This window comes from Rhodocyclaceae bacterium (assembly GCA_020248265.1).
Lineage (GTDB): Bacteria > Pseudomonadota > Gammaproteobacteria > Burkholderiales > CAIKXV01 > CAIKXV01.
Genome location: JADCHX010000011.1, coordinates 117,779 through 136,965, shown reverse-complemented (window position 1 = coordinate 136,965; position 19,187 = coordinate 117,779). Strand labels below are relative to the sequence as shown.

General features: G+C 68.5%; 19 protein-coding genes. 2 read left to right on the top strand and 17 right to left on the bottom strand.

The genetic code is table 11. From position 1 onward, the window contains the following. Window positions 1-71: 71 nt before the first annotated feature. Together ING98_11550 and ING98_11545 are read right to left on the bottom strand one after the other, a co-directional pair. Window positions 72-1,058 (bottom strand): YhdH/YhfP family quinone oxidoreductase, encoded by a 987-nt coding sequence (locus ING98_11550; GenBank protein MCA3102502.1) that lies wholly within the window; start codon window positions 1,056-1,058, stop codon window positions 72-74. 40 nt (window positions 1,059-1,098) lie between these two features. Then, window positions 1,099-1,437, bottom strand: a complete 339-nt coding sequence (locus ING98_11545) for a histidine triad nucleotide-binding protein (GenBank protein MCA3102501.1) — start codon at window positions 1,435-1,437, stop codon at window positions 1,099-1,101. 420 nt (window positions 1,438-1,857) lie between these two features. Here ING98_11545 and ING98_11540 point away from each other — a divergent pair, with 420 nt between their 5' ends. Next, window positions 1,858-2,373: a phasin family protein gene (locus ING98_11540; protein MCA3102500.1), complete on the top strand. Its 516-nt coding sequence runs from the start codon at window positions 1,858-1,860 to the stop codon at window positions 2,371-2,373. Window positions 2,374-2,512: 139 nt separating this feature from the next. Here ING98_11540 and ING98_11535 read toward each other — a convergent pair whose 3' ends face one another. The 7 genes from ING98_11535 to ING98_11505 form a co-directional block, all read right to left on the bottom strand. Beyond that, window positions 2,513-4,558 carry an HDOD domain-containing protein gene (locus ING98_11535; GenBank protein ID MCA3102499.1) on the bottom strand — a complete coding sequence of 682 codons (2,046 nt, stop codon included), beginning with the start codon at window positions 4,556-4,558 and terminating at the stop codon, window positions 2,513-2,515. 120 nt (window positions 4,559-4,678) lie between these two features. Continuing rightward, window positions 4,679-5,518, bottom strand: a complete 840-nt coding sequence (locus ING98_11530; protein MCA3102498.1) for a hypothetical protein — start codon at window positions 5,516-5,518, stop codon at window positions 4,679-4,681. After that, on the bottom strand, window positions 5,515-6,192 hold the full coding sequence (locus ING98_11525) for an RNA polymerase sigma factor (GenBank protein ID MCA3102497.1): 678 nt from the start codon (window positions 6,190-6,192) through the stop codon (window positions 5,515-5,517). The genes ING98_11530 and ING98_11525 overlap by 4 nt, the downstream gene beginning before the upstream one ends. Before the next feature lie 55 nt (window positions 6,193-6,247). Further along, a complete protein-coding gene (locus tag ING98_11520; protein ID MCA3102496.1) occupies window positions 6,248-7,000 on the bottom strand; it encodes a competence/damage-inducible protein A in 753 nt (250 codons plus the stop codon). A 34-nt stretch (window positions 7,001-7,034) separates the two neighbouring features. Beyond that, window positions 7,035-7,460 (bottom strand): CBS domain-containing protein, encoded by a 426-nt coding sequence (locus ING98_11515; protein ID MCA3102495.1) that lies wholly within the window; start codon window positions 7,458-7,460, stop codon window positions 7,035-7,037. Between the two features lie 181 nt (window positions 7,461-7,641). Then, window positions 7,642-8,682, bottom strand: coding sequence for a TerC family protein (locus ING98_11510; protein ID MCA3102494.1), 1,041 nt, complete (start codon window positions 8,680-8,682; stop codon window positions 7,642-7,644). A 259-nt stretch (window positions 8,683-8,941) separates the two neighbouring features. Continuing rightward, the gene (locus tag ING98_11505; protein MCA3102493.1) at window positions 8,942-9,940 is read right to left on the bottom strand and encodes a CoA ester lyase; all 999 of its coding nucleotides are present in this window, start codon (window positions 9,938-9,940) and stop codon (window positions 8,942-8,944) included. A 186-nt stretch (window positions 9,941-10,126) separates the two neighbouring features. Between ING98_11505 and ING98_11500 the strand changes: the two genes are divergently transcribed. Next, entirely contained in the window at window positions 10,127-10,699 is a 573-nt protein-coding gene (locus tag ING98_11500) for a hypothetical protein (protein ID MCA3102492.1), read from the top strand. Window positions 10,700-10,727: 28 nt separating this feature from the next. On the opposite strand, the gene ING98_11495 is transcribed toward ING98_11500, so the two are convergent. From ING98_11495 to ING98_11460, 8 genes are read right to left on the bottom strand one after another with little or no spacing between them, the layout of a single operon-like run. After that, window positions 10,728-11,594: an NAD(P)-dependent oxidoreductase gene (locus ING98_11495; GenBank protein ID MCA3102491.1), complete on the bottom strand. Its 867-nt coding sequence runs from the start codon at window positions 11,592-11,594 to the stop codon at window positions 10,728-10,730. A 51-nt stretch (window positions 11,595-11,645) separates the two neighbouring features. Further along, window positions 11,646-12,569 carry a hypothetical protein gene (locus ING98_11490; GenBank protein ID MCA3102490.1) on the bottom strand — a complete coding sequence of 308 codons (924 nt, stop codon included), beginning with the start codon at window positions 12,567-12,569 and terminating at the stop codon, window positions 11,646-11,648. After that, window positions 12,566-13,474 carry an NAD-binding protein gene (locus ING98_11485; GenBank protein ID MCA3102489.1) on the bottom strand — a complete coding sequence of 303 codons (909 nt, stop codon included), beginning with the start codon at window positions 13,472-13,474 and terminating at the stop codon, window positions 12,566-12,568. The genes ING98_11490 and ING98_11485 overlap by 4 nt, the downstream gene beginning before the upstream one ends. Then, window positions 13,471-15,270 carry a UbiD family decarboxylase gene (locus ING98_11480; protein MCA3102488.1) on the bottom strand — a complete coding sequence of 600 codons (1,800 nt, stop codon included), beginning with the start codon at window positions 15,268-15,270 and terminating at the stop codon, window positions 13,471-13,473. Before ING98_11480 ends, ING98_11485 begins: the two co-directional genes overlap by 4 nt. A 32-nt stretch (window positions 15,271-15,302) precedes the next feature. Continuing rightward, window positions 15,303-16,349 carry a response regulator gene (locus ING98_11475; protein ID MCA3102487.1) on the bottom strand — a complete coding sequence of 349 codons (1,047 nt, stop codon included), beginning with the start codon at window positions 16,347-16,349 and terminating at the stop codon, window positions 15,303-15,305. Further along, window positions 16,350-17,117, bottom strand: a complete 768-nt coding sequence (locus ING98_11470; protein MCA3102486.1) for a hypothetical protein — start codon at window positions 17,115-17,117, stop codon at window positions 16,350-16,352. 49 nt (window positions 17,118-17,166) lie between these two features. Then, window positions 17,167-18,156: a tripartite tricarboxylate transporter substrate binding protein gene (locus tag ING98_11465; protein MCA3102485.1), complete on the bottom strand. Its 990-nt coding sequence runs from the start codon at window positions 18,154-18,156 to the stop codon at window positions 17,167-17,169. Between the two features lie 3 nt (window positions 18,157-18,159). Beyond that, entirely contained in the window at window positions 18,160-19,134 is a 975-nt protein-coding gene (locus ING98_11460) for a tripartite tricarboxylate transporter substrate binding protein (protein MCA3102484.1), read from the bottom strand. Window positions 19,135-19,187 lie beyond the last annotated feature (53 nt).

The window sequence follows — 19,187 nt, the reverse complement described above, 5'->3', positions numbered from 1 at the left end:
GGAGGACTGCGCGGGCTGTATGCTGCGTGCGTTCCTTGCTGCCGGCAAGCCCCCGACCAGCCCCACCCGGCTCAGCCGTAATGGACGATCGCCCGGCCCTGCACCTTCCCGTCGACCGAGCGTGAGCAGTGCTCGATTACCCGGTCGAGGGTGATCGGGAATCCTATGCGATCGAGGTGGCGCGGCCGCAGGTCGGTCGCCACGCGCGCCCATACCTGGCGGCGTACCGCCATCGTCGTGTTCGAGTTCACGCCGATCAGCCGGACCCCCCGCAGGATGAACGGAAACACCGAGGTCGCGAGGTCCGCTCCGCCGGCATTGCCGAAGGCCCCGATCACGCCGTTCTCGGCCATCGATCGGGTCAGCCAGGAGAGTTGCTCGCCGCCGACGGAATCCAGCGCGCCGGCAAACTGCGCCTTCTCGAGCGCCTTCCTGCCCATCTCGAACTCCCCGCGCACCAGCACCTCGGCTGCGCCGAGGTCCATCAGGTAGTCGCGCGACGCCGCCTTGCCGGTCAGCGCGACCACCTGGTAGCCGCGACGCGCCAGCATGTCGATGCCGATGCTGCCGCAACCACCGGTCGCCCCGTTAACCAGCACCCGGCCACTGTCCGGCGCGAGTCCGTTGAGTTCCATCAGGTGGATCGCGAGCGCGGCGGTGAAGCCGGCCACGCCCATCGTGCCCACATCGAGCAGCGACATGCCCTGCGGCACCGGGATCACCCAGTCGGCGGGCACCCGCACACGCTCGGAAAAACCACCGTCATGGCTCACCCCGAGCCCGAAGCCGTTGACGAACACCGGGTCACCGGGCTTGAAGCGCGGATCTGCCGAAGACTCGACCACGCCCGCGACATCGATGCCGGCGATGCACGGAAAGCGGGACATGATGCGGCCGCGGCCGGTGACGGCGAGCGCATCCTTGTAGTTGATGCTCGCGAAACGCGACGCGATGACCACCTCGCCGGTGGCCAGTTCGTCGATCGTGGCATCGACCAGCGCGCTGGTGACGGTCTTGCCGTCGTCCTGGCAGACCCGTACCGCCTTGAATGTGGACATCGCTCTTCCTGTCGATGGAGTCTTCGGCAGCCGGATCGACTCAGCCGGGTGGCCAGGCGAAAGGCCTGCCACCGAGGATGTGCAGGTGCAGGTGGAACACGCTCTGCCCGGCCGCTGCGCCGTTGTTGACATTGAGCCGGAACGCACCGCCCACGCCGAGTTTCTCGGCGATCGCCGGGGCGACCAGCATCAGGTGGCCAAGCATCGCCTGGTCGGCCGGTGACGCGTCGGCCAGGTTGACGATCGGCTTCTTCGGAATCAGCAGCACATGCACCGGCGCCTGCGGATTGATGTCGCGGAACGCCAGGCAGAGGTCGTCCTCGTGGACGATGTCTGCGGGAATCTCGCGCGCGATGATCTTGTCGAAAATGGTTGCCATGGAGTCCTTCCGTCGATGCCGCGGCGGTCGACCGCGAGCGTCGAGCCCGGTCGACCGCCCGACGCTGGAAGGTACCCCAAACCCGCCAGCCACACAGCGCAGACGCGATGCCGCTGGAGGCTCCGATCGGCCAGCGGCGATCTGCGCCCGTCGCAGCGGGCGCGCACGTTGCGAAGCAGCATACACGGCATGCCGTGTCAGACACTTTTGTCGCCGAAGGCCTTGACAACGCGGTTTGCGGCACTTACATTGGCTTTGTGCATCGCAGCAAAAGGGTGACGCGACAAGCGCCGTCCCTTGTAGATACCGCAATGCACACAACAATTGCCGCCTCCACAGCGCGACCACCGCGCCGGTCACGACACCCGGTCTCTGAAACCGGTACCTGGTTGTGACGCCCCATTCCCTCAGGAGATCAACATGATTCAGGTTCCGGAACAAGTCGCCGCCGTCACCAAAGCCCAGGTCGAGGGCGCAACCAAGTTCGCATCGTTCGGCCTCGAGATGACCGAGAAGTTCGTCGCGTTCCAGCTGGCGCACGCCAAGTCGGTGTTTGGCGACGCGGTGTCCAGCGCCAAGGCCTTCACCGAGCTGAAAGAGCCGGCTGCGCTGCCGGACATCAAGGCGAGCGTCGAGCCGACCGTGGAGAAAATGACCGCCTACGCGAAAGGCCTGTACGAACTGTCGGCCTCGACCCAGGTGCAGTTCTCCAAGCTGGTCGAAGAGCAGATGAACGCCGTCAACAGCCAGATGCTGTCGATGCTCGACACCGCAGCCAAGAACGGCCCGGCGGGCACCGATCTGGCCGTCTCGGCGATCAAGTCGGCGCTCGCCGCCGCCAACTCGGCCTATGACAACATCTCGAAGGCAACCAAGCAGGCGACCGAGATGGCCGAAGCCAACCTGGCGACGGTCACGAAGAAAAAAGCCGCCTGAATAGCGTCCCCGGCGGCACCCGCTCGCGGGCGTCGTCCGGCAGGCCGCCGACCGAAGGCTGGCGGCCATGACGTAAAGTGAACACCAACCCCGCTCCAGGGAACTCCTGTTGCGGGGTTTTTCACGTACGGACGGCCGCTCAGCCTGCAGGTGGCTCCTCGGCCAGCCCTGTGGCCGGACTGGCCTGCGTCGGTGCAACGTGCACGCGGTTGCATCCGGCGTGCCTGGCCGCCCGCAACGCTTCTTCGGCAAGCCGGGCGAGCGACCTGGCATCGAGCACGGACCCGTCGCGCACGGCGACGCCGATCGACAGGGTCAATGGCGCCGCCTCCGTGCGCGCTCCGGCCGCACCCGGCGCGAACCGCTGCTCGACGGCAGCGCAGAAGCGGCTGGCTGCCGCCATCGCCGCGGCACGGTCCGCACCCGGGCAGATCACCATGAACTCCTCGCTGCCGACGCGGCAGATGACATCCTCCGCGCGCGCCGACTCGTCCAGGATGGTCGCCACCGTGCCCAGCGCCTGGTCGCCAGCGGCATGCCCGAGCGTCGTATTCACTTGCTCGAAGTGGTCGATGCCGATCGACATGCACGACAGTACCTGCCGGTTACGGGCCGTTTCCGCCCATGCCTCCTCCAGCCGCTCGAACGCCTGGCGGCTGTTCGGCAGCCCCGTGAGTGCATCGATCAGGGCCGAGCGCTGCAGCCGCCGGTTCTCTGTCGCCAGCCCGGACGCGAGCTCGCGCAGTTCATCCAGCTGCTGGCGATGTACCGCACGGGCAGCCAGCGTGCGGCGAGCGGCCCGGATCCGCAGCTCCAGCATCGCGGGGTCGATCGGCTTGAACAGGAAATCGTCCGGGCCACTGACCAGGTCACGGTCAGGATCCACCGCCGGATCGGCGATGGGGCAGAAATCGAGGTTCGGCGCCCGCGTGCCGATGATGTATGTGCGCTCGCCGACCGACGCTGCGCGCAGGGCGGCGCACAGGTCGCGGCCATCGATCCCCCCATCGGGCAGGTCGATCAGCATCACATCGGGTGACTCGTCGAGCGCGGCGGCGAGCGCAGCATCGTGCGTGCCGAACCACATCACACGGTGCCCGGCACCGACGAGCAGTTCGCGCAGGCGCGTGGCACTGGCACCGTCCTCGGTCACCATGTGCACCCTCAGGCCGGGCGGCTCCACGGCCGGCAACGGGCCGGTTCCAGCCGGCAGCCCTTCGGCGCGCACGAAGTCCGTGACCGGCGCGGTGCCGTCAGACGCCTCGCCCGACGCAGCCGGCTGTTCGCCATCCTCCAGGTCCAGCCCGTCCAGCGGACTGAACGCGCAGCCCAGCAGGCTGTTCCAGTATGGCCAGCTGTCCTGCACCGTATCGCACACCCGGGCCAGCGCATCACCATCGACGCCGATGCGCGACGCCCGCAGCCTCATGATCGGCGCGATGCGCCTGCGTGCATCCGGGCCGGTGACCAGACATTCGCCGACCTGCCGCGACAGCGCGATCAGTTCGCAAACCATCTGCGGGCGCGAGGTGGCTTCGAATCCCGCCTGAGCCGGCATTTCGCTGCGAAACACCGCATCGACGCAGATCTTCGGCAGGCGCCAGTCCTCCAGGAGCGCCGCGCCGAACTCGAGATGGTCGGCGCCGAAGGCCTCGCGTTCGGCGGCCGAAAGGTCGGCGCCCGTGGCACCGCTGGAAAGTACTTCGGTGAACTTCTCCGGATACAGGGATGCCAGCACCAGCGAACCGATATCCGCAAGCAGGCCGCAGGTGAATCCCTCTTCGGGCGCAAGCACCCGCAACTGCAGGCACAACGCCTGCGCCGAGAGGCCGGTCGCCAGCGAGCGGGACCAGAACCCCTGGTAATCGAAGCCGGCGCAGCCTCCGGTACGGTTGGCGTCCAGTACGGAAAAACCGATGCACAGTTGCCGCACGACCGCGAAGCCGAGCAGCTTGACCGCATCGGCGACAGAGAGCACCGGACGCGCGGCACCGCCCTGCGTGGAGTTGGCGAACTTGATCAACCGGCCTGCAAGCGCAGGATCCGCCTGAAGTACGTTTGCGAGTTGGCTGACGGTCGCATCCTCGCTCTGGCTCAGCCGCAGGATCTCGAGCGCAACGCCTTTCGCCGTCGGCAATGCGCCACTGGCTTTCAATCGTTCGAAACGGGAAAAGACGTAGCTCACGGAGGGACCTCGGGGCAGGCGGTGATGTCGCTGGAGCGCGCTCTTCACCCTGCCGCTTTAACGACCGGCGGCCAGCCGACTTGAGCGCAGGCCGCCGGGCCATCCCTCGCACCGGACGAATCAGGGCGTCCCGGCAAGTTCCGGCGGGAGCGGATGGCCGGGCCACGCCTTGCGGAAGGCGGCAAGGGCCTCCGCGGCTTCCTGCGTACGTCCGCTGCTGCGCAGTTCGAGGATGCGCTGCAGCCACCGATCGGGAGGCAGCGAGGCCGCCTCTGCCGGGGTTGCGGTCCCGGATGCCGCCGCCTGCGGCGGTGGCGGTGGGGGCGCGGCCATCGGGGCGACTGACCGGCGCGTCGACGGAGGTTCATAGTCCGCGGCCGGACGTTCCAACGTGGCGCCGGCCGTCGGTGCAGGTACAGGCACCATCGGCTCGACAGACGGTACAGGGGCGGCGGGGGCGACTGCCGGTCGGGCGGCCGGGCTGCGTCCGTCCCGCCCAGGCCCGGACGCCAGCCCTTCAGGCAGCACGACCGCAGCGGATGGCAGCGCCGACGACGCGGGCGCCGCTACGCCGGTTCGCAGGTCCTCCGGCGCGGACTGCGGCGCGCGCTGTTCGCGATCGACCAGCAGCGTCACGGAAACGGTCACCACCAGCATGGCAGCGGCGGCGATCGGCAGTCGCGCAGCGTGCCACCACGGGCGAGGGCGGCCACTGCCGCCGGGCAAGGCCATGCCGTCATCCGGCAAGGGCTGCGGCCCGGCAGCCACCGCCCGCCGCGCGGCTGCGCGGATCGCCGCATCGACGGCGCCGGGAGGACCGTCTGCAGCGGCCGCTGCGCGCAACGGTACCGACAGGGGCGATCGCCGGTCGAGCAGGCGGGCGAGTTCGGCATCGTCCGCGCGGCGCCCGGCCAGGCCGTCGCCCGGACCGGACGCTGGGGGCTGACCTGAGACGCTCATGTCCCCTCCCGTCCGGAGGCAGCCGTGCCGGTGGCGCCGAAGCAAGCACGCAGCCTGCGCAGCGCATGGCGCAAGCGGCTCTTGACCGTCTCCCGCCCGGCACCGGTGAGCGCGGCGATCTCGTCCAGCGAAAGGCCGCCATCCTCGTGCAGCAGCAGCGCCTCGCGCTGGACGAACGGCAGCGCCGCGATCGCGGCCTGCAGTTCGCGGGCCAGCGCGCGCCGCTCGGCGATCGCCTGCGGTTCGAGGGCTGCCTCCGCGGGAAGTCGTTCGGCGAGTGTCATGCCGGATCCATCGTGCGCCTCGTCGATCGACAGCCCGTGGCTCTCATGGCTGCGCCGTGCCAGGTCGATCACCCGGTTGCGGGCGATCTGGAACAGGAAGGTCCGGAACTTCGCGCTCGGCTGGTAACGGCCACGCGCGCCGATCAGGTTCATCCAGACATCCTGGAAGACCTCGTCCGCCTCGGTACGGTGCCTGCACTGGCGCAGGATGAAACGGTAGAGCCCGGCGCGATGGCGCTCGTACAGCCGATCGAATGCCTGTGCATCGCCGTCGCGGTAGCGCAGCATCAGTTCTTCGTCTGCGTCCCCTTCCAGTGCTGCAACGCGCGAGTTCCCGGGCGTTCCGCCCGGCGATGAGCGTGCGCGATGGGCTCCGTCCGCATCCGGCATCCGCTCGGTGGTATCCACGGCAATGGCCATGCGCGGCAAGGGCAGCCGACGCGCGTCAGTCCAGTGCCAGCGTCACCCGCGGCTCGAAAGTGAAGCCGCCGGCCATCACACCTTCGCGCAGGAACGCGAGGCCCTGCTCGGCCAGCGCGGCCTCGCCGCGCACGCCCAATTCGATGTACGGTCGCTCGGCGATACGTGGCAGGCTGAACAGTTTCAGCGCAGGATACCGGCCGACACAGGCGTTCATCAGGTCGATCAGCTGGCTCTCCCCGGCACCGTAGACCAGGATAGCGATATCGACTTCCGGCACCCGCGCCAGGTGCGGATAGACCGTGTCGAGCACCCAGTCGAGCATCGGCCAGGCCATCTGCGGGAATCCGGGGAAGAAATGCACGTTGCGGAAGGTGAATCCCGGGATCCGGTTGTACGGATTCGGGATGATCGAGCTGCCTGCCGGAAACATGCCCATCGCCAGCCGGTGCGGCGTGACCTCTTCGCCCCAGCGGCCGCGGATCTCGCGCTCGGCGTCCGGATGCAGTTCAAGCCCGACCCCGCCAGCCGCCGCGGCGCACTGCCGCGTGTGGTCGTCGGGCGTGGCACCGATGCCCCCGAACGAGAACACGACATCGTCGGTGGCGAGCGCGCGCGCCAGCGCGTCGGTGATGCGCGCAGGCTCGTCCTGCAGGCAGGTCGACCACGACAACTCGAGGCCCCGCCTGCCGAGCGCCGCGACCACGGTCGAGAAGTGTTTGTCCTGTCGCTTGCCGGTGAGGATCTCGTCACCGATGATGATGCTTCCGAATCCCATTGCCTTGCTTCCTGTGCGGCGCCGCCATGCGGCATCAGGTCATTATGTAGCTTTCCAGCTGGGCGATCTGGAATTGCTGTTCGGAGATGGTCTCCTTCACCAGGTCGCCGATCGACAGCACCCCGATCACGCGCTTGTCCTCGAGCACCGGCAGGTGGCGGCAGCGCTTCTCGGTCATCACGCCCATGCACTGATCGACCGTCTGGTCGGGCCCGACGCAGACGACCTTGTGGGTCATGATCTCCGACACCCGGATATCGCGCGAGGACTTGCCGAGCAGGATCACCTTCCGGGCGTAGTCGCGCTCGGACAGCATGCCGGCCAGCACCGACCCGTCCAGCACCACCAGTGCACCGATGTCGTGCTCGGCCATACGCTCGAGCGCGGTGAACACGCTCTCGTGCGGCGCGATCGACACGACACCCGGCTTTCTTTCGATCAATTGCCTCGCTGTCTTCATGGGATCCTCCCCTGGCGACCGGGCTCAGGCGGGGCGCTCCGAGGCACCACTGCTGCCCGCCCCCGCAGTATGGGCGCGCGGGTCGCCGGTGCCAACAGCCGCGGTGCTAACCGTGGGAAACGAAACGGCCCCGCCGAAGCGGGGCCGGGATGCTGCGACGCGGGGCTGCTCCGCCCTCCTGCTACTTCGTCTCGTCGCCGGCGGCGGCCGCGCCGCGCGGCGGGATTTTCAGGCTGAGGATCATCGACGCGGCCAGCACGGTGATGACGACACCGAGCGATACGTACACCGGGATCTTGTAGACGTCCAGCAGCAGCATCTTGGTGCCGATGAAGATCAGGATGATCGCGAGGCCGTAATTGAGCAGGTGGAACTTGTCCTTCATGTTGGCGAGCAGGAAGTACATCGCACGCAACCCGAGGATCGCGAAGATGTTCGACGTCAGCACGATGAACGGGTCGAGCGTGATGGCGAAGATCGCCGGGATCGAATCGACCGCGAACACCACGTCGATGACGCCGATCATGATCAGCACGACGAACATCGGCGTCGCGTACTTCACCCCGTCCTTGAACACAAAGAACTTCTCGCCGGCGTACTCGCGCGTGATCTTCATCTTGCTGCGCAGGAACTTGAGCATCGGATTCTGCTCGAGGTCAGGTTCGTCATCCGCATGCGCCCACATCTTGTAGCCGGTGTAGACGAGGAACGCGCCGAACACGTACAGGATCCAGTGGAAGTGCTGGATCAGCCAGACGCCGACCAGGATCATGATCGCGCGCAGGATGATCGCCCCGATGATCCCGTAGATCAGCGCGCGCCGCTGGTACTCGGGTGGCGTCGCGAAGAACGTGAAGATCATCAGGAACACGAAGATGTTGTCGACCGCAAGCGACTTCTCGATCAGGTAGCCGGCCAGGAACTCGAGCGATTTTTCCCAGGCGACGAACCAGCCGAAATCGGCCCCGAACCGGGCGACGTACTCGGGCGCGCTGTACTTGTCCCACAGGTAGAGGAACAGCAGGCCGTTGAACACGAAGGACAATGCGATCCAGAGGATCGACCAGTTCAGCGCCTCCTTGAAGCTGACCGCCTTCGAACCCTTCCGTTCGAGCAGCAGGATGTCGATCGCCAGCGCGATCATGACAAACAATGCAAACGCACCCCACATCCAGGGTTCCCCGACCTGGATCTCGAAATCTGCAGCCTGTTCTAGGTTCATCTCTCTTCGCTCGCTACACCCGCCCGCACTGCCCCCAGGACCGCCGGGCAGGCGATCGAAGGCTGCAACCAGTCAGGGATTGTTCGTTCTCGGTGGCGCCAATGGCGTACATTGTTCAGGTCGGACCCGCCATGAACGTTCTCGGTAATCGCCACGACAGTCGTGCGGGCCCTGTGTCTTTGACAAAGTCTGTCGGCAAAGTTTCAATCTGGCGAAACTTTCTTTTGGTGATGCCGGCCGAGCCTGCCATTGCCTGACGTCAGCCAGCGGCCAGGATCGCCTCGGCGCGCCCGATCAGTTGCTCGGCCTGCCGGATACTGACGATATCCAGCATCCGGCCATCGAGCGACACCGCACCCTGCCCCGCGGCCGCGGCCGACTGCATCGCCTCGATGATGCGGCGCGCCTGGGCGACTTCGTCCGCGCGCGGACTGAAGACCTCGTTGACCGGGCCGATCTGCGCCGGGTGGATGCACATCTTGCCTTCGAAGCCGAGCGCCGCTGCGCGATGCGCGCTGGCGAGCAGGCCTTCGGTATCGCGGAAATCGGCGAACGGGCCGTCGAGCGGACGCAGGTTCCATGCACGCGCCGCGACCACCAGCCTCGAATGCACGGCATGCCAGGGATCGCCCCAGTGGAAGCCGCGCGCGCCGCCCGGCTGCCCCGCGGCCGGATCGGTCAGCACGCCGTAATGCGGCGTCACGCCGCCGATCGATGTCGTTCGCATCCGCGTGGAGGCGGCGAAGTCGCCGCTGCCGAAGGTGATGCCTTCGAGACGCGACGCCGGCTGCGCGGCCGAGGCCGCGATCGCCTCGATGTTCGCGATGCCCATCGCGCTCTCAACCAGCGCCACCAGGCCGGTCCGTTTCGACCGTCCTGCCTCCATCTCGACCTGGCCGACGAGCATGTCGACCGCATGCAGGTCGGCCGGGCTTGTCACCTTCGGGATGATCAGCACGTCGACGCGCGGACAACGCCCGACGATGTCGATCACGTCGCGGAACATGAACGGGGTGTCGAGTCCGTTGACCCGCACCTCCAGCGTCCGGCGTCCCCAGTCGATCCCGTTCAGCGCGTCGACCACGTTGGCGCGGGCGGTCGCCTTGTCGGCGAAGGCCACTGCGTCCTCGAGGTCGAGGTAGACCGCATCGGCGGCCGAGCGCGCGGCCTTCTCGAACATCTTCGGCTGGGAGCCGGGCACCGCGAGTTCGCTGCGGAACAGGCGGGTCGGGCGTGCGGCTGCGGGGACTGGCATCATCAGGCAGGGTGATCCTGGCTCGTGGGTGGGCGGAAGTATAGCCAGTTGCCCCTGGTTCCCCTGTCAGGCGGGCACGGAACGACGACCCGCGGCGGCCCGTTCGGGAAGCGCCCACGCTGCCCTTCCTGATGCCTTTCGGCGCGCCGGCGCTAAAGATGCCGCCGGCACGCCCGTTATACTGGCTAAATGATCGACCTGCCTGCTCCCGACCGTCCGGACCCGTCCCCTGCGCAGCCGGTTGCGCCCGGCCGTGCGGCGCCCGCGCTGACTCCGGCGTGCAGCCGCACGACCTGGTCGCCGGCGCTGGCCACCTGCGCCGCCGCGCTGCTGCTCGCCACCGGCTGCAGCATGACATCGACCGAAGTCGCCAACCGGGTGCTGCCAGGAAGTACGCTGGTGCCGGACTACGCGCTGCCGGTGAGCCCGTCGCTGAGCATCCCGCTCGAGTCGGCGCTGGCAGCGGCACTGGTGTACTGGTTCGTCGATCCGCTCGGCCCCAACTGGGAAGTCGCGGAGCGCCAGGTGTCGCCGACGCTCGTGCACCTGTCGCTGCGCAAGAAGCGCATCGCGACCGGCGGCGACGGCGAGCCGCCGCAGATCGTGCGCCGCCGCGCGACCGAACTGGCGCTGAAGGCCGGGCTGGGCGGCTACCAGCTCCTCGAGTACAGCGAATCCACCGAGTCGGAGACCATCGGTGCCCGCCGCACCATCACGGCGCTGGTGAAGCTGACCGACGAACGCCCAGTGCGCATGCCCTGAGCGCGGCAGGTCGGTCGCGTCCGCCAGTTCAGCGGTCGCGCCGGACGATGCCGAGGATCGCCGACGAGTCGAGCCGCTCCCCGCCGGCCTTCTGCAATGCGCTGAACGTCTGCGTGGCGATCGCGGCGCCCGGCAGCGCGATGCCGGACCGGCGTGCGGCCTCCAGCACGATGCGCAGGTCCTTCCAGTGCAGCCTCGACTCCACGCCAGCCCGGGTATCGCCGCTGGCCATCTTCGGCCCCATGACCTCGAGCATGCGGCTGGCCGTGGTTCCCGCGCGCAATGAATCGAGCAGCACCTGGGGATCGACGCCATGCGCGCCAGCCAGGCAGAACGCCTCGGCCATGCCCTGCAGCGTCACGCAGATCGCGAGCTGGTTGGCAGCCTTCGCCACCTGCCCCGCCCCGCTGTCGCCCACGTGCACCAGCGTGCGGCCAACCGCCTGGAGCAGCGGCCGCGCGCGTTCGAACGCATCGGCATCGCCACCGGCCATGATCGACAGCGAGCCGGCAATCGCGCCCGCCTCGCCGCCGGATACCGGGGCATCGAGCATCTGCACCGATTGCCGCGCCAGCCGCGCGGCACACGCACGCGCGGTCGACGGCGAGATCGTGCTGTGGTCGATCACGAGCGCACCCGGCACCAGCCCCTCGACAGCGCCACCGGGGCCGAACAGAACCTGCTCGACATCGGCGTCGGCGGTGACCATCGTGATGACGGCATCGCAGCGCGCGGCCAGCGCCGCCGGCGAATCGCAGGCCGTTGCGCCGTCGGCGACCAGCGATGCGGCCGACGCCGCACGCCGCGCATACACCGCGACTGGAAAGCCGGCGCGCATCAGGTTGGCCGCCATCGGCCGTCCCATCACGCCCAGTCCGATCACGCCCACGCGCATCATTCGCCCCGGGCCGGATGCCGCCTCCGGTAACCCTGTCTCTTCCAATGTCTATTTCTTCCCGTGATAGACGGCGTCGGGCTGCCCGGGCCAGCCGAGCGCGATCGCCTTGCGCAGTTCGCCCAGCGTCGCGAAGCCCTGGCGCGGGATTGCGTCGTAGACGATACCCTGCTGCCGATTGACGTCTTTGGCTACGCTGCCGATCGCATGCAGCGACCACCCCTGGAGCGACAGGCCGTCAGGCAGTTCTGGCGGTTTCTTCGCTTCGTCGCGCCAGGTGCCGCGAAGCGTCGTGTTGTTCGTGCCGTTCGGGTCGGTGCGCGACCGGCTGACCAGCAGCAGGTCGAACTCGACCACTTCGCCGTTGCGCCGCACCTTGCCGGTGAGTTGCCAGGGCGGCAGGAAGGTGCCTGCGGCGCTCGGCGTATCGACCGACAGCGGCTGCTTGTCGTCCTTCACCGTGACCGTACGCTCGCGCCGCAGCGACTGCGGCCCGTCAGGGACGCCGCGCTCGAGCAGGCGCAGGGTCAGGTTGAGCAGCAGCGTCGGGCCATCCACCGCGGGCATCAGCCCCCCCTGCCGCGCCAGCACGAGGTCGCGCGTGAGCAACGCCTTCTGGCCGATGATCAGGATGGTGCCCGACTGGGGCCCGGCCTTGCGCTGCTCTTCGAGCACCAGCCGGATGTCGTTATCGGACGTGCGTTCGAAGGTCCAGCGCGCCTTGAAGCCGGCCCTGGGTTCGGACGCATCGAGGGTGATCAGGTTGCCGCGGTACCAGGCCGCGCCGGGCTTGCGGGAGGCTGCGTCACGATCGGCCGCCGTCGCTGGCGGCCGGCCCGGTGCCTGGGTCACCGCCGGGGGCGGCATCTGCGCGACCGCACCCCCGCTGCCCAGAAACAGCGCAGCGGCGGTCAGCAACCCGCCGATCCGGCACCCTCGCGGGCGGCCGCTGCCGCCCCCGGCCTGGCCGGTCATCGCGATTCTCCGGCCATGCGCTCGAGCACCTTCACCAGCGCGGACGAATCGAGCGCGCCGTCACCGGCGCCCACCAGTGCATTGAGCTGCTGCGCGACCAGCGCGCTGCCCGGCAGGTCGAGCCCGAGCGCATGGGCTTCGTCCACGACCATCCCGAGCGCATCGGCATGCGTGCCGGCCGCCAGCCCCGGCACGAACGCGCGCGACAGCATGCGCGCCCCGTGCACGTCGAGTACATGGCTGGCGGCGAACCCGCCGGCCAGCGCCGCGCGTACCCGCGCCGCATCCGCGCCCAGCCGGCGCGCGAGCGTCAGCGCCTCGGCCACCGCTTCGACGGTGACTGCCTCGACGATCCGGTGGCAGCCCGCGACGACGCGGCCGGTGCCGATCGCGCCGACATGGCGGACATCGGCGCCGATCAGCGACAGCACTGGCAGCGCGCGCTCGAACGCAGTCGTACTGCCGCCGGCGCGCAGGCCGATGCCACCCGCCGCACCCTCGGCCAGATCGACCTGCGCGACATCGAGCAGGTCGATGCCGAGCGCGGACAGGCGCTCGGCCAGCGCCTGCACCTGACGCGGCGCGAGGGTGCCCAGTTCCACCACCAGCAGGCGCTGCGGCGACGCGTGCGCAGCGCCGTCCAAACCATCCAGCAGCGCGTCGGCATCGGCTGGCGTTACGAATGCGGTCAACAACAGGTCGCAGCCCTGCACGAGCGCAGCGGGCGCCGGAGACCAGGCAGCGCCGGCCGCGAGCAGGGCCGCCACGTCCTCGCGCGCGGCCGCATGCACCGACAACGGATAGCCCGCGTCGAGCAGTGCCGGGCCGATGCGGCCGATCAGCTCCGATCCGCCGCCCGCGGCGAGCCCTGTACGCGGCAGAGCTGCGCTGGCCGGAGTAGTCACTTGCTCTTCTTCTTTTTCTTGCGGTCCTTCGATCCCGACTTCGACTTGCCGCCGGATCCGCCATAGCCGACGTCGCGCACCTCGGTATTCATCTTCACGTCGTTGCGGCGCTGGGTGGCGATCAGTTCACCGGTCTGGAAGTAATCGCCGGCCACCGCGAGTTCGGCGGCCTTGTCGAACTCGGGCGACCATTCGCCGAGCGAATAGCCGAACCAGGGCGCCTGCGGCCGCAGCGGTGGCAGGCCGAGTTCCTCCCAGATGCGCTTCGCGTTCTCCATGTACTCGCGCTTGGGCAGCGAGATCGGCGGGAACTTCTCCTTCAGTGTCGCATCGATCAGCACCGACGCATCGGTGCCGCCGTTGCGCTTGCTGCGCGGGCCGTGGCCCTGGTCGCGGTGGGCGAGGATCTCGATGTCGAGCGCCGGGTTGGCACGGTAGGACATCGCCCACAGCAGCGCATCCGCGTTGTTCGGGTCGATGTCCTCGTTGACCGCGATCACGTACTTGCCGGCGGCCCGGTGCAGCGAGGCCGCGCCGTACATCGCACGCCAGATCTCGTTGCGCGGCGTGTTCGTGTCCATGATCAGCGCGACCACCTTGCGCAGGTTGGTGAGCGGCTCGTGCATCACCACCTTCTTCACGCCCTGGATGCCCAGCACGTTCCTGAGGTGGTTGTGGAACAGCGGCTCCATCGCGACGCGCTTGATCAGGCTCGACTCGCTCGGCGTCACCTGCGAGATGATCGACGTGAGGATCGCCTTCTTCTTGCGCGTGATGCAGGTCACGTCCATGAACGCATTGAATTCCTGCAGGTTCACATGGCCGTGCGACTCGCCGAACGGAGCCTCGGGCTCCAGCCACTCGGTGTTGATGAACCCCTCGATCACGACCTCGGCCTCGGCCGGGACCAGCAGGTCCACCGTCTTCGCACGCACCACATTGACCGGCGCGCCGACGAGGCCACCGGCGACATGGAATTCGTCGACCGTCTCGGGCAGCTTCTGCACCGACGTGAACGTGATGCAGGGCGGCGCGCCGAGAACCACGGCGGCGGGCAGCCGTTCACCGCGCGCCTTCGCCTTTTCCCAGTGAATGTAGATGCCGGGGCGCAGTTCCAGCGAGGGATTCATGCCCAGCCGCCGCTGGCCCTTCACCTGACCACGGTAGTTCCCCATGTTCTGCACGCCGGTCTCGGGGTCCCTGGTGATGTACTGCGACAGCGTCGTATAGGGCGCGTTGTCCCAGCCCGGCGTCGAGATCGGCACCGGGATCGCATCCAGCCCCATGCCAGGCTTGTCGAGGTCGTCGCCCATGATCACGATCTCATGACAGGGCGCGTTCTCGACGATACGCGGTGGAATCGGGTTGGCGGCTGCCTTGTTCCAGGTGGCGTCGATCTGATCGAGCTCGCAGCCGATGCCGATCCGGTAGATCTCGCGGTTGGCCGCAAGCGCACCGACCACCACCGGGATATCGTACTTGCGGCCCTTGCTGTCGACCACGTTGTTGAAAAGGAAGGCCTTGCGGTCCTTCTCTTCGATGCCGCCGCGGAACTGCCAGCGCACCAGCGGGTGCATCTCGGTGTCCTTGTTGATCGGGCGGTCGACGGTCACCAGCAGGCCCGCCTTGTCGAGCGCGGCAATGTGGTCGTGCAGGTCCGGATAAGTGCGTACAGGCACAGAACGAGCAGACTTCGCCGCCGCGCCGCGCGCGCGCGCGCGGGCCGATGCCGGGGCTGCGGCCGGGGTCTTCTTCCTGCCGGGCGCCTTCGCGGCGCCGCCTTTGCTGACTGCCATGACGATGCATCCCCTCCGTGGTTGAGGCACGGTTATACCAAGTTCGGCAATTCCCGGCGCAACGTCCCTTGCGACGCGCCGTCGCCGCCGAAGCGGGCGTCGAGCAGCGCGGCGGCCTGATCGAACTCGAGGCTGGCAAGGTATCCGGCGAGGCACCGGTGGTCGGCCGGATCCATCCGCCGCTGCAATGCCGGCGACAGGGCCTCGAAGCAATCGACGGCGGCCATGTCCTGCTGGCGCAGAAGCCCCACCAGGCGCAACAGCGCTGCCGGATCGGAATCGTCGCCCGCACCAGCCGTCCCCTCGACGGCCGGCGCCACCCGTCCGGCATCTGCATCGACCTCCGGCAGCAGCAACGCAGCAGACGCCCTCAGTTGCCCGATCGCCTCGGCCACCCGCGAGAAGGCGTCGATCGCCTGCGTCTCGTCCTCCCGCCGACAGGCCGCCTCGGCATCGGATGCAAGGGCATGGATCCGGTTGGCTCCCAACGTTCCTGCGGATCCCTTCAGCCGGTGCATGCGCATCGCGCACCCGGCGAAGGCAGTGGCATCCATCGGGCCGGCAGGCAGGTCGACGTCTGCGAAATCGCGCAGCCAGCGCACCAGCATGCGCCGGAACAGCGCTGCATTGTTGCCCATCCGTCTGCGTGCATCCTCGGTATCGATGCCGACGATCTGCAGCCACTCGCCATCGCTGGCGACTGCGGTCGGGGCGCTGATCGGGACACTGGCCGCGGGCATCTCGATCGGCGGTGGATTGCGCAGGTGGCTCAGGATGCATGCGACTGCCGTCGCTGCGTCGAACGGCTTGCTGAGGTAGTCGTCCATGCCGGCCGCGGCAGCGCGCTGGCGCTCGCTGGCCAGCACGCCAGCGGTGAGCGCGATGATCGGCAACGTCGACAGTCCAAGCTCGTTCCGGATGCGGCGGGTCGCCTCGTGGCCGTCGAGCACCGGCATCTGCACGTCCATCAGAACGATGTCATGGGCTGCGGGCGCCTTGCGCAGGATGTCGAGCGCCTCCTGTCCATTGCGCGCGATATCCACGCGTGCGCCCTCTGCCTCGAACAGGCGCCTGGCCACCTAGAGGTTCAGCTCGCTGTCGTCGACCAGCAGGATGCGCGCCGCCTGCAGGCGGCGCGAGTCGGCCGGCAGTGCATCGGCCGGCGCAGGCAATCGAGATGCATCGGACAGCGCCAGCGTGAGCTGCACGTTGAAGACGCTGCCGCTGCCCGGCGTGCTCTGGACACCGATGCTGCCATCCATGAGCTGTACCAGCGAGCGCACGATCGACAGGCCGAGTCCGGTGCCACCGAAGCGCCGTGTGGTCGAGGCATCGGCCTGGGAGAACGGCGCGAAGATCAGTGCCTGCTGTTCCGGCGCGATGCCGATCCCGGTATCGCGTACCTCGAAGCAAAGGTTGGCAGCGCCCGCACCAGCCGCAGCAGGCGCGGCGCGCACGAGCAGGACCTGCGAGGGGAACACGGGATCGGAGAAGTTCAGCAGCGCCTCCCGCCATGCCAGACGGGTGAATCCAGTGGCGATCATGTCGCCGCGCTGCGGAACTGCCGCACCCAGCACCGCCTTGCCGCCTTCCACGCGCACGCTGCGGCCGATCAGGTCGCCGACCACCGAGTAGAAATCGGAATAGACCAGGCGGTAGCGAACACCGATGTGCCTGGCGAACCCCTGGACGATCTCCGCGTCGAACCCGTCTCCAGCCCCGGTGACGAAATTGGCGTAGCGGATGCCCAGATGACGCAATTCGCCTCTTGCCTTGATCTCCGCGAGATCGGCCGCGCCCGCTGCCGCGACAGACAGGCAGAGGGCAGCCAGGGCAAACAGGCGCATCAGTCCCCTGGCGGCGCAGCTGCCGAGATCGGGAAACGCGCAGGACCGGTCAATCTGCACGGATGCCCGCCGCTTTCACCACCTGCGTCCAGCGCGCGATCTCGATGCGGATCTGCGTCGCGAACTGGGCGGGCGTGCTGCCGACCGGCTCGGCCCCCTCGGTCGCCAGCAACGCCTTCATTTCGGCGCTGTTGATCGCCCTGGCTGCCTCGACGTGCAGGCGCTCGACCACCGCCTGCGGCGTGCGAGCCGGCGCCAGCAGGCCGGTCCACGACGTATAGTCGAATCCGGCGACGCCAGCCTCGGCGACCGTAGGCAGCTCCGGCAGCACGGCAGCACGGCGGGCACCGGTGGTAGCCAGCGCGCGCAGGCGCCCTGCACGCACCTGCGAAAGCGCGGTGGAGATGGTCGCCATGTTCACCTGCACCTCGTTCCCCATCAGCGCCTGTACCGAGGGCGCGCCACCCTTGTACGGCACGTGCACCAGCCGCACGCCGGTCAGGTGCATGAACAGCTCCATCGACATGTGGGTGCCGGTCGCCGCGCCGCTAGTGCCGTAGTTGAGCTGACCGGGCCGCGCGCGGGCAAGCGCCAGCAGATCCTGGACCGACTTCACCGGCAGCGACGGGTGTACCACCAGCAGGTTGGGAAACGCCGACAGCAGCGTGATAGGTGCGAAGTCGCGCTGGCTGTCGAACGGCAGCTTCGCGTGCAGCGCGGGTGTCGCGGTGAAGGATGCGGCGATCGCCAGCAGCGTGTGGCCGTCGGGCGCGGCGCGCGCGACGATGTCGGTGCCGATCACGCTGCCTGCACCGGGGCGGTTGTCGACCAGCACGTTCTGCCCGAGGGCGGCGGCGAGCTGCTGCGCGAGCGGCCGCGCGACGAGGTCGGTCGAGCCGCCAGCGCTTTGCGGCACGATCAGGCGCAGCGGCTTGGCCGGCCACGCCGGCTGCGGCTGCGCCACCGCCGGGGCGGCAGCGACGATCGACAGCACGGACGCGGCGACGCGGGCGAAGGCAACCAATGGCGGCAGGCGCATCGCTCAGTCCACCTGCAGCCCGAGGGCCTTGACCAGCTTGATGTTGCTGGCGATGGTCTCCTGCACCAGCGCCCGGAACTCGGCCGGGGTCGACACCACGATCTCGGTCGCCTGTGCTGCGAAGGCAGCCTTGACTTCGGCGCGCGCCATGGTGGCCACCAGCGCCTTGTGCAGGCGGTCGAGGATCGGCTGCGGCGTCTTCGCCGGCGCGATGATCCCGTTCCACGCGCTGTAGTTGTACTTCGGGATCGACTCCGCGATCGACGGCATGTCGGGCAGCAGCGGCGTGCGCCTGGGCAGGGTGTGCGCGAGCGCCACGACCTTGCCGGCGCGGATCAGCCCGAGAGACGACGGGGCCGGGTTGATGGACCAGTGCGACTCGCCCGACATCACCGACGGCACGGCACCGCCGCCCTTGAACGGCACGTGCAGCGACTCGAACCGGCCGATGTTCTGCAGCAGCGCCCCGGCGAGGTGGCTCTGCGAGCCGTTGCCCGAGGAGGACATGTTGAGCGCCCCCTTCTTCGCGCGAGCGAGCTCGATCAGGTCGACCACCGACTTCACGCCCAGCGACGCGTTGACGATCAGCACGTTGGGCGTGATGCCGATGGTGCTGATGTAGGCAAAGTCCTTCATCGGGTCGAACGGCTGCTGCTTCTGCACGAAGGGGGCAACCGTCAGCGCGGGCGGCGAGGAGTAGATCAGCGTGTAGCCGTCGGGGGCGGCGTTGCGGCCGATGTTCATGCCGAGCACGCCGCCGGCGCCGGCGCGGTTGTCCACCACCAGCTGCTGGCCGAGTTCCTCGCCCAGGTACTGCGCCACGATGCGCCCGAGCGTATCGGTACCGGTGCCGGGGGCATTGGGCATCACCAGGCGCATCGGCTTCACCGGCCAGCCGGCACCGCTCCCCTGCGCCAAGGTCGGGCTGGCCGCCATGCACAGCACGACGGCACCCAGGACCAGGTCGGTTTTTCGCATCCACTCCTCCTCGAGATGTCGCCGGGCAGGCTGTGCGTGCCGCGGCTTCGGGC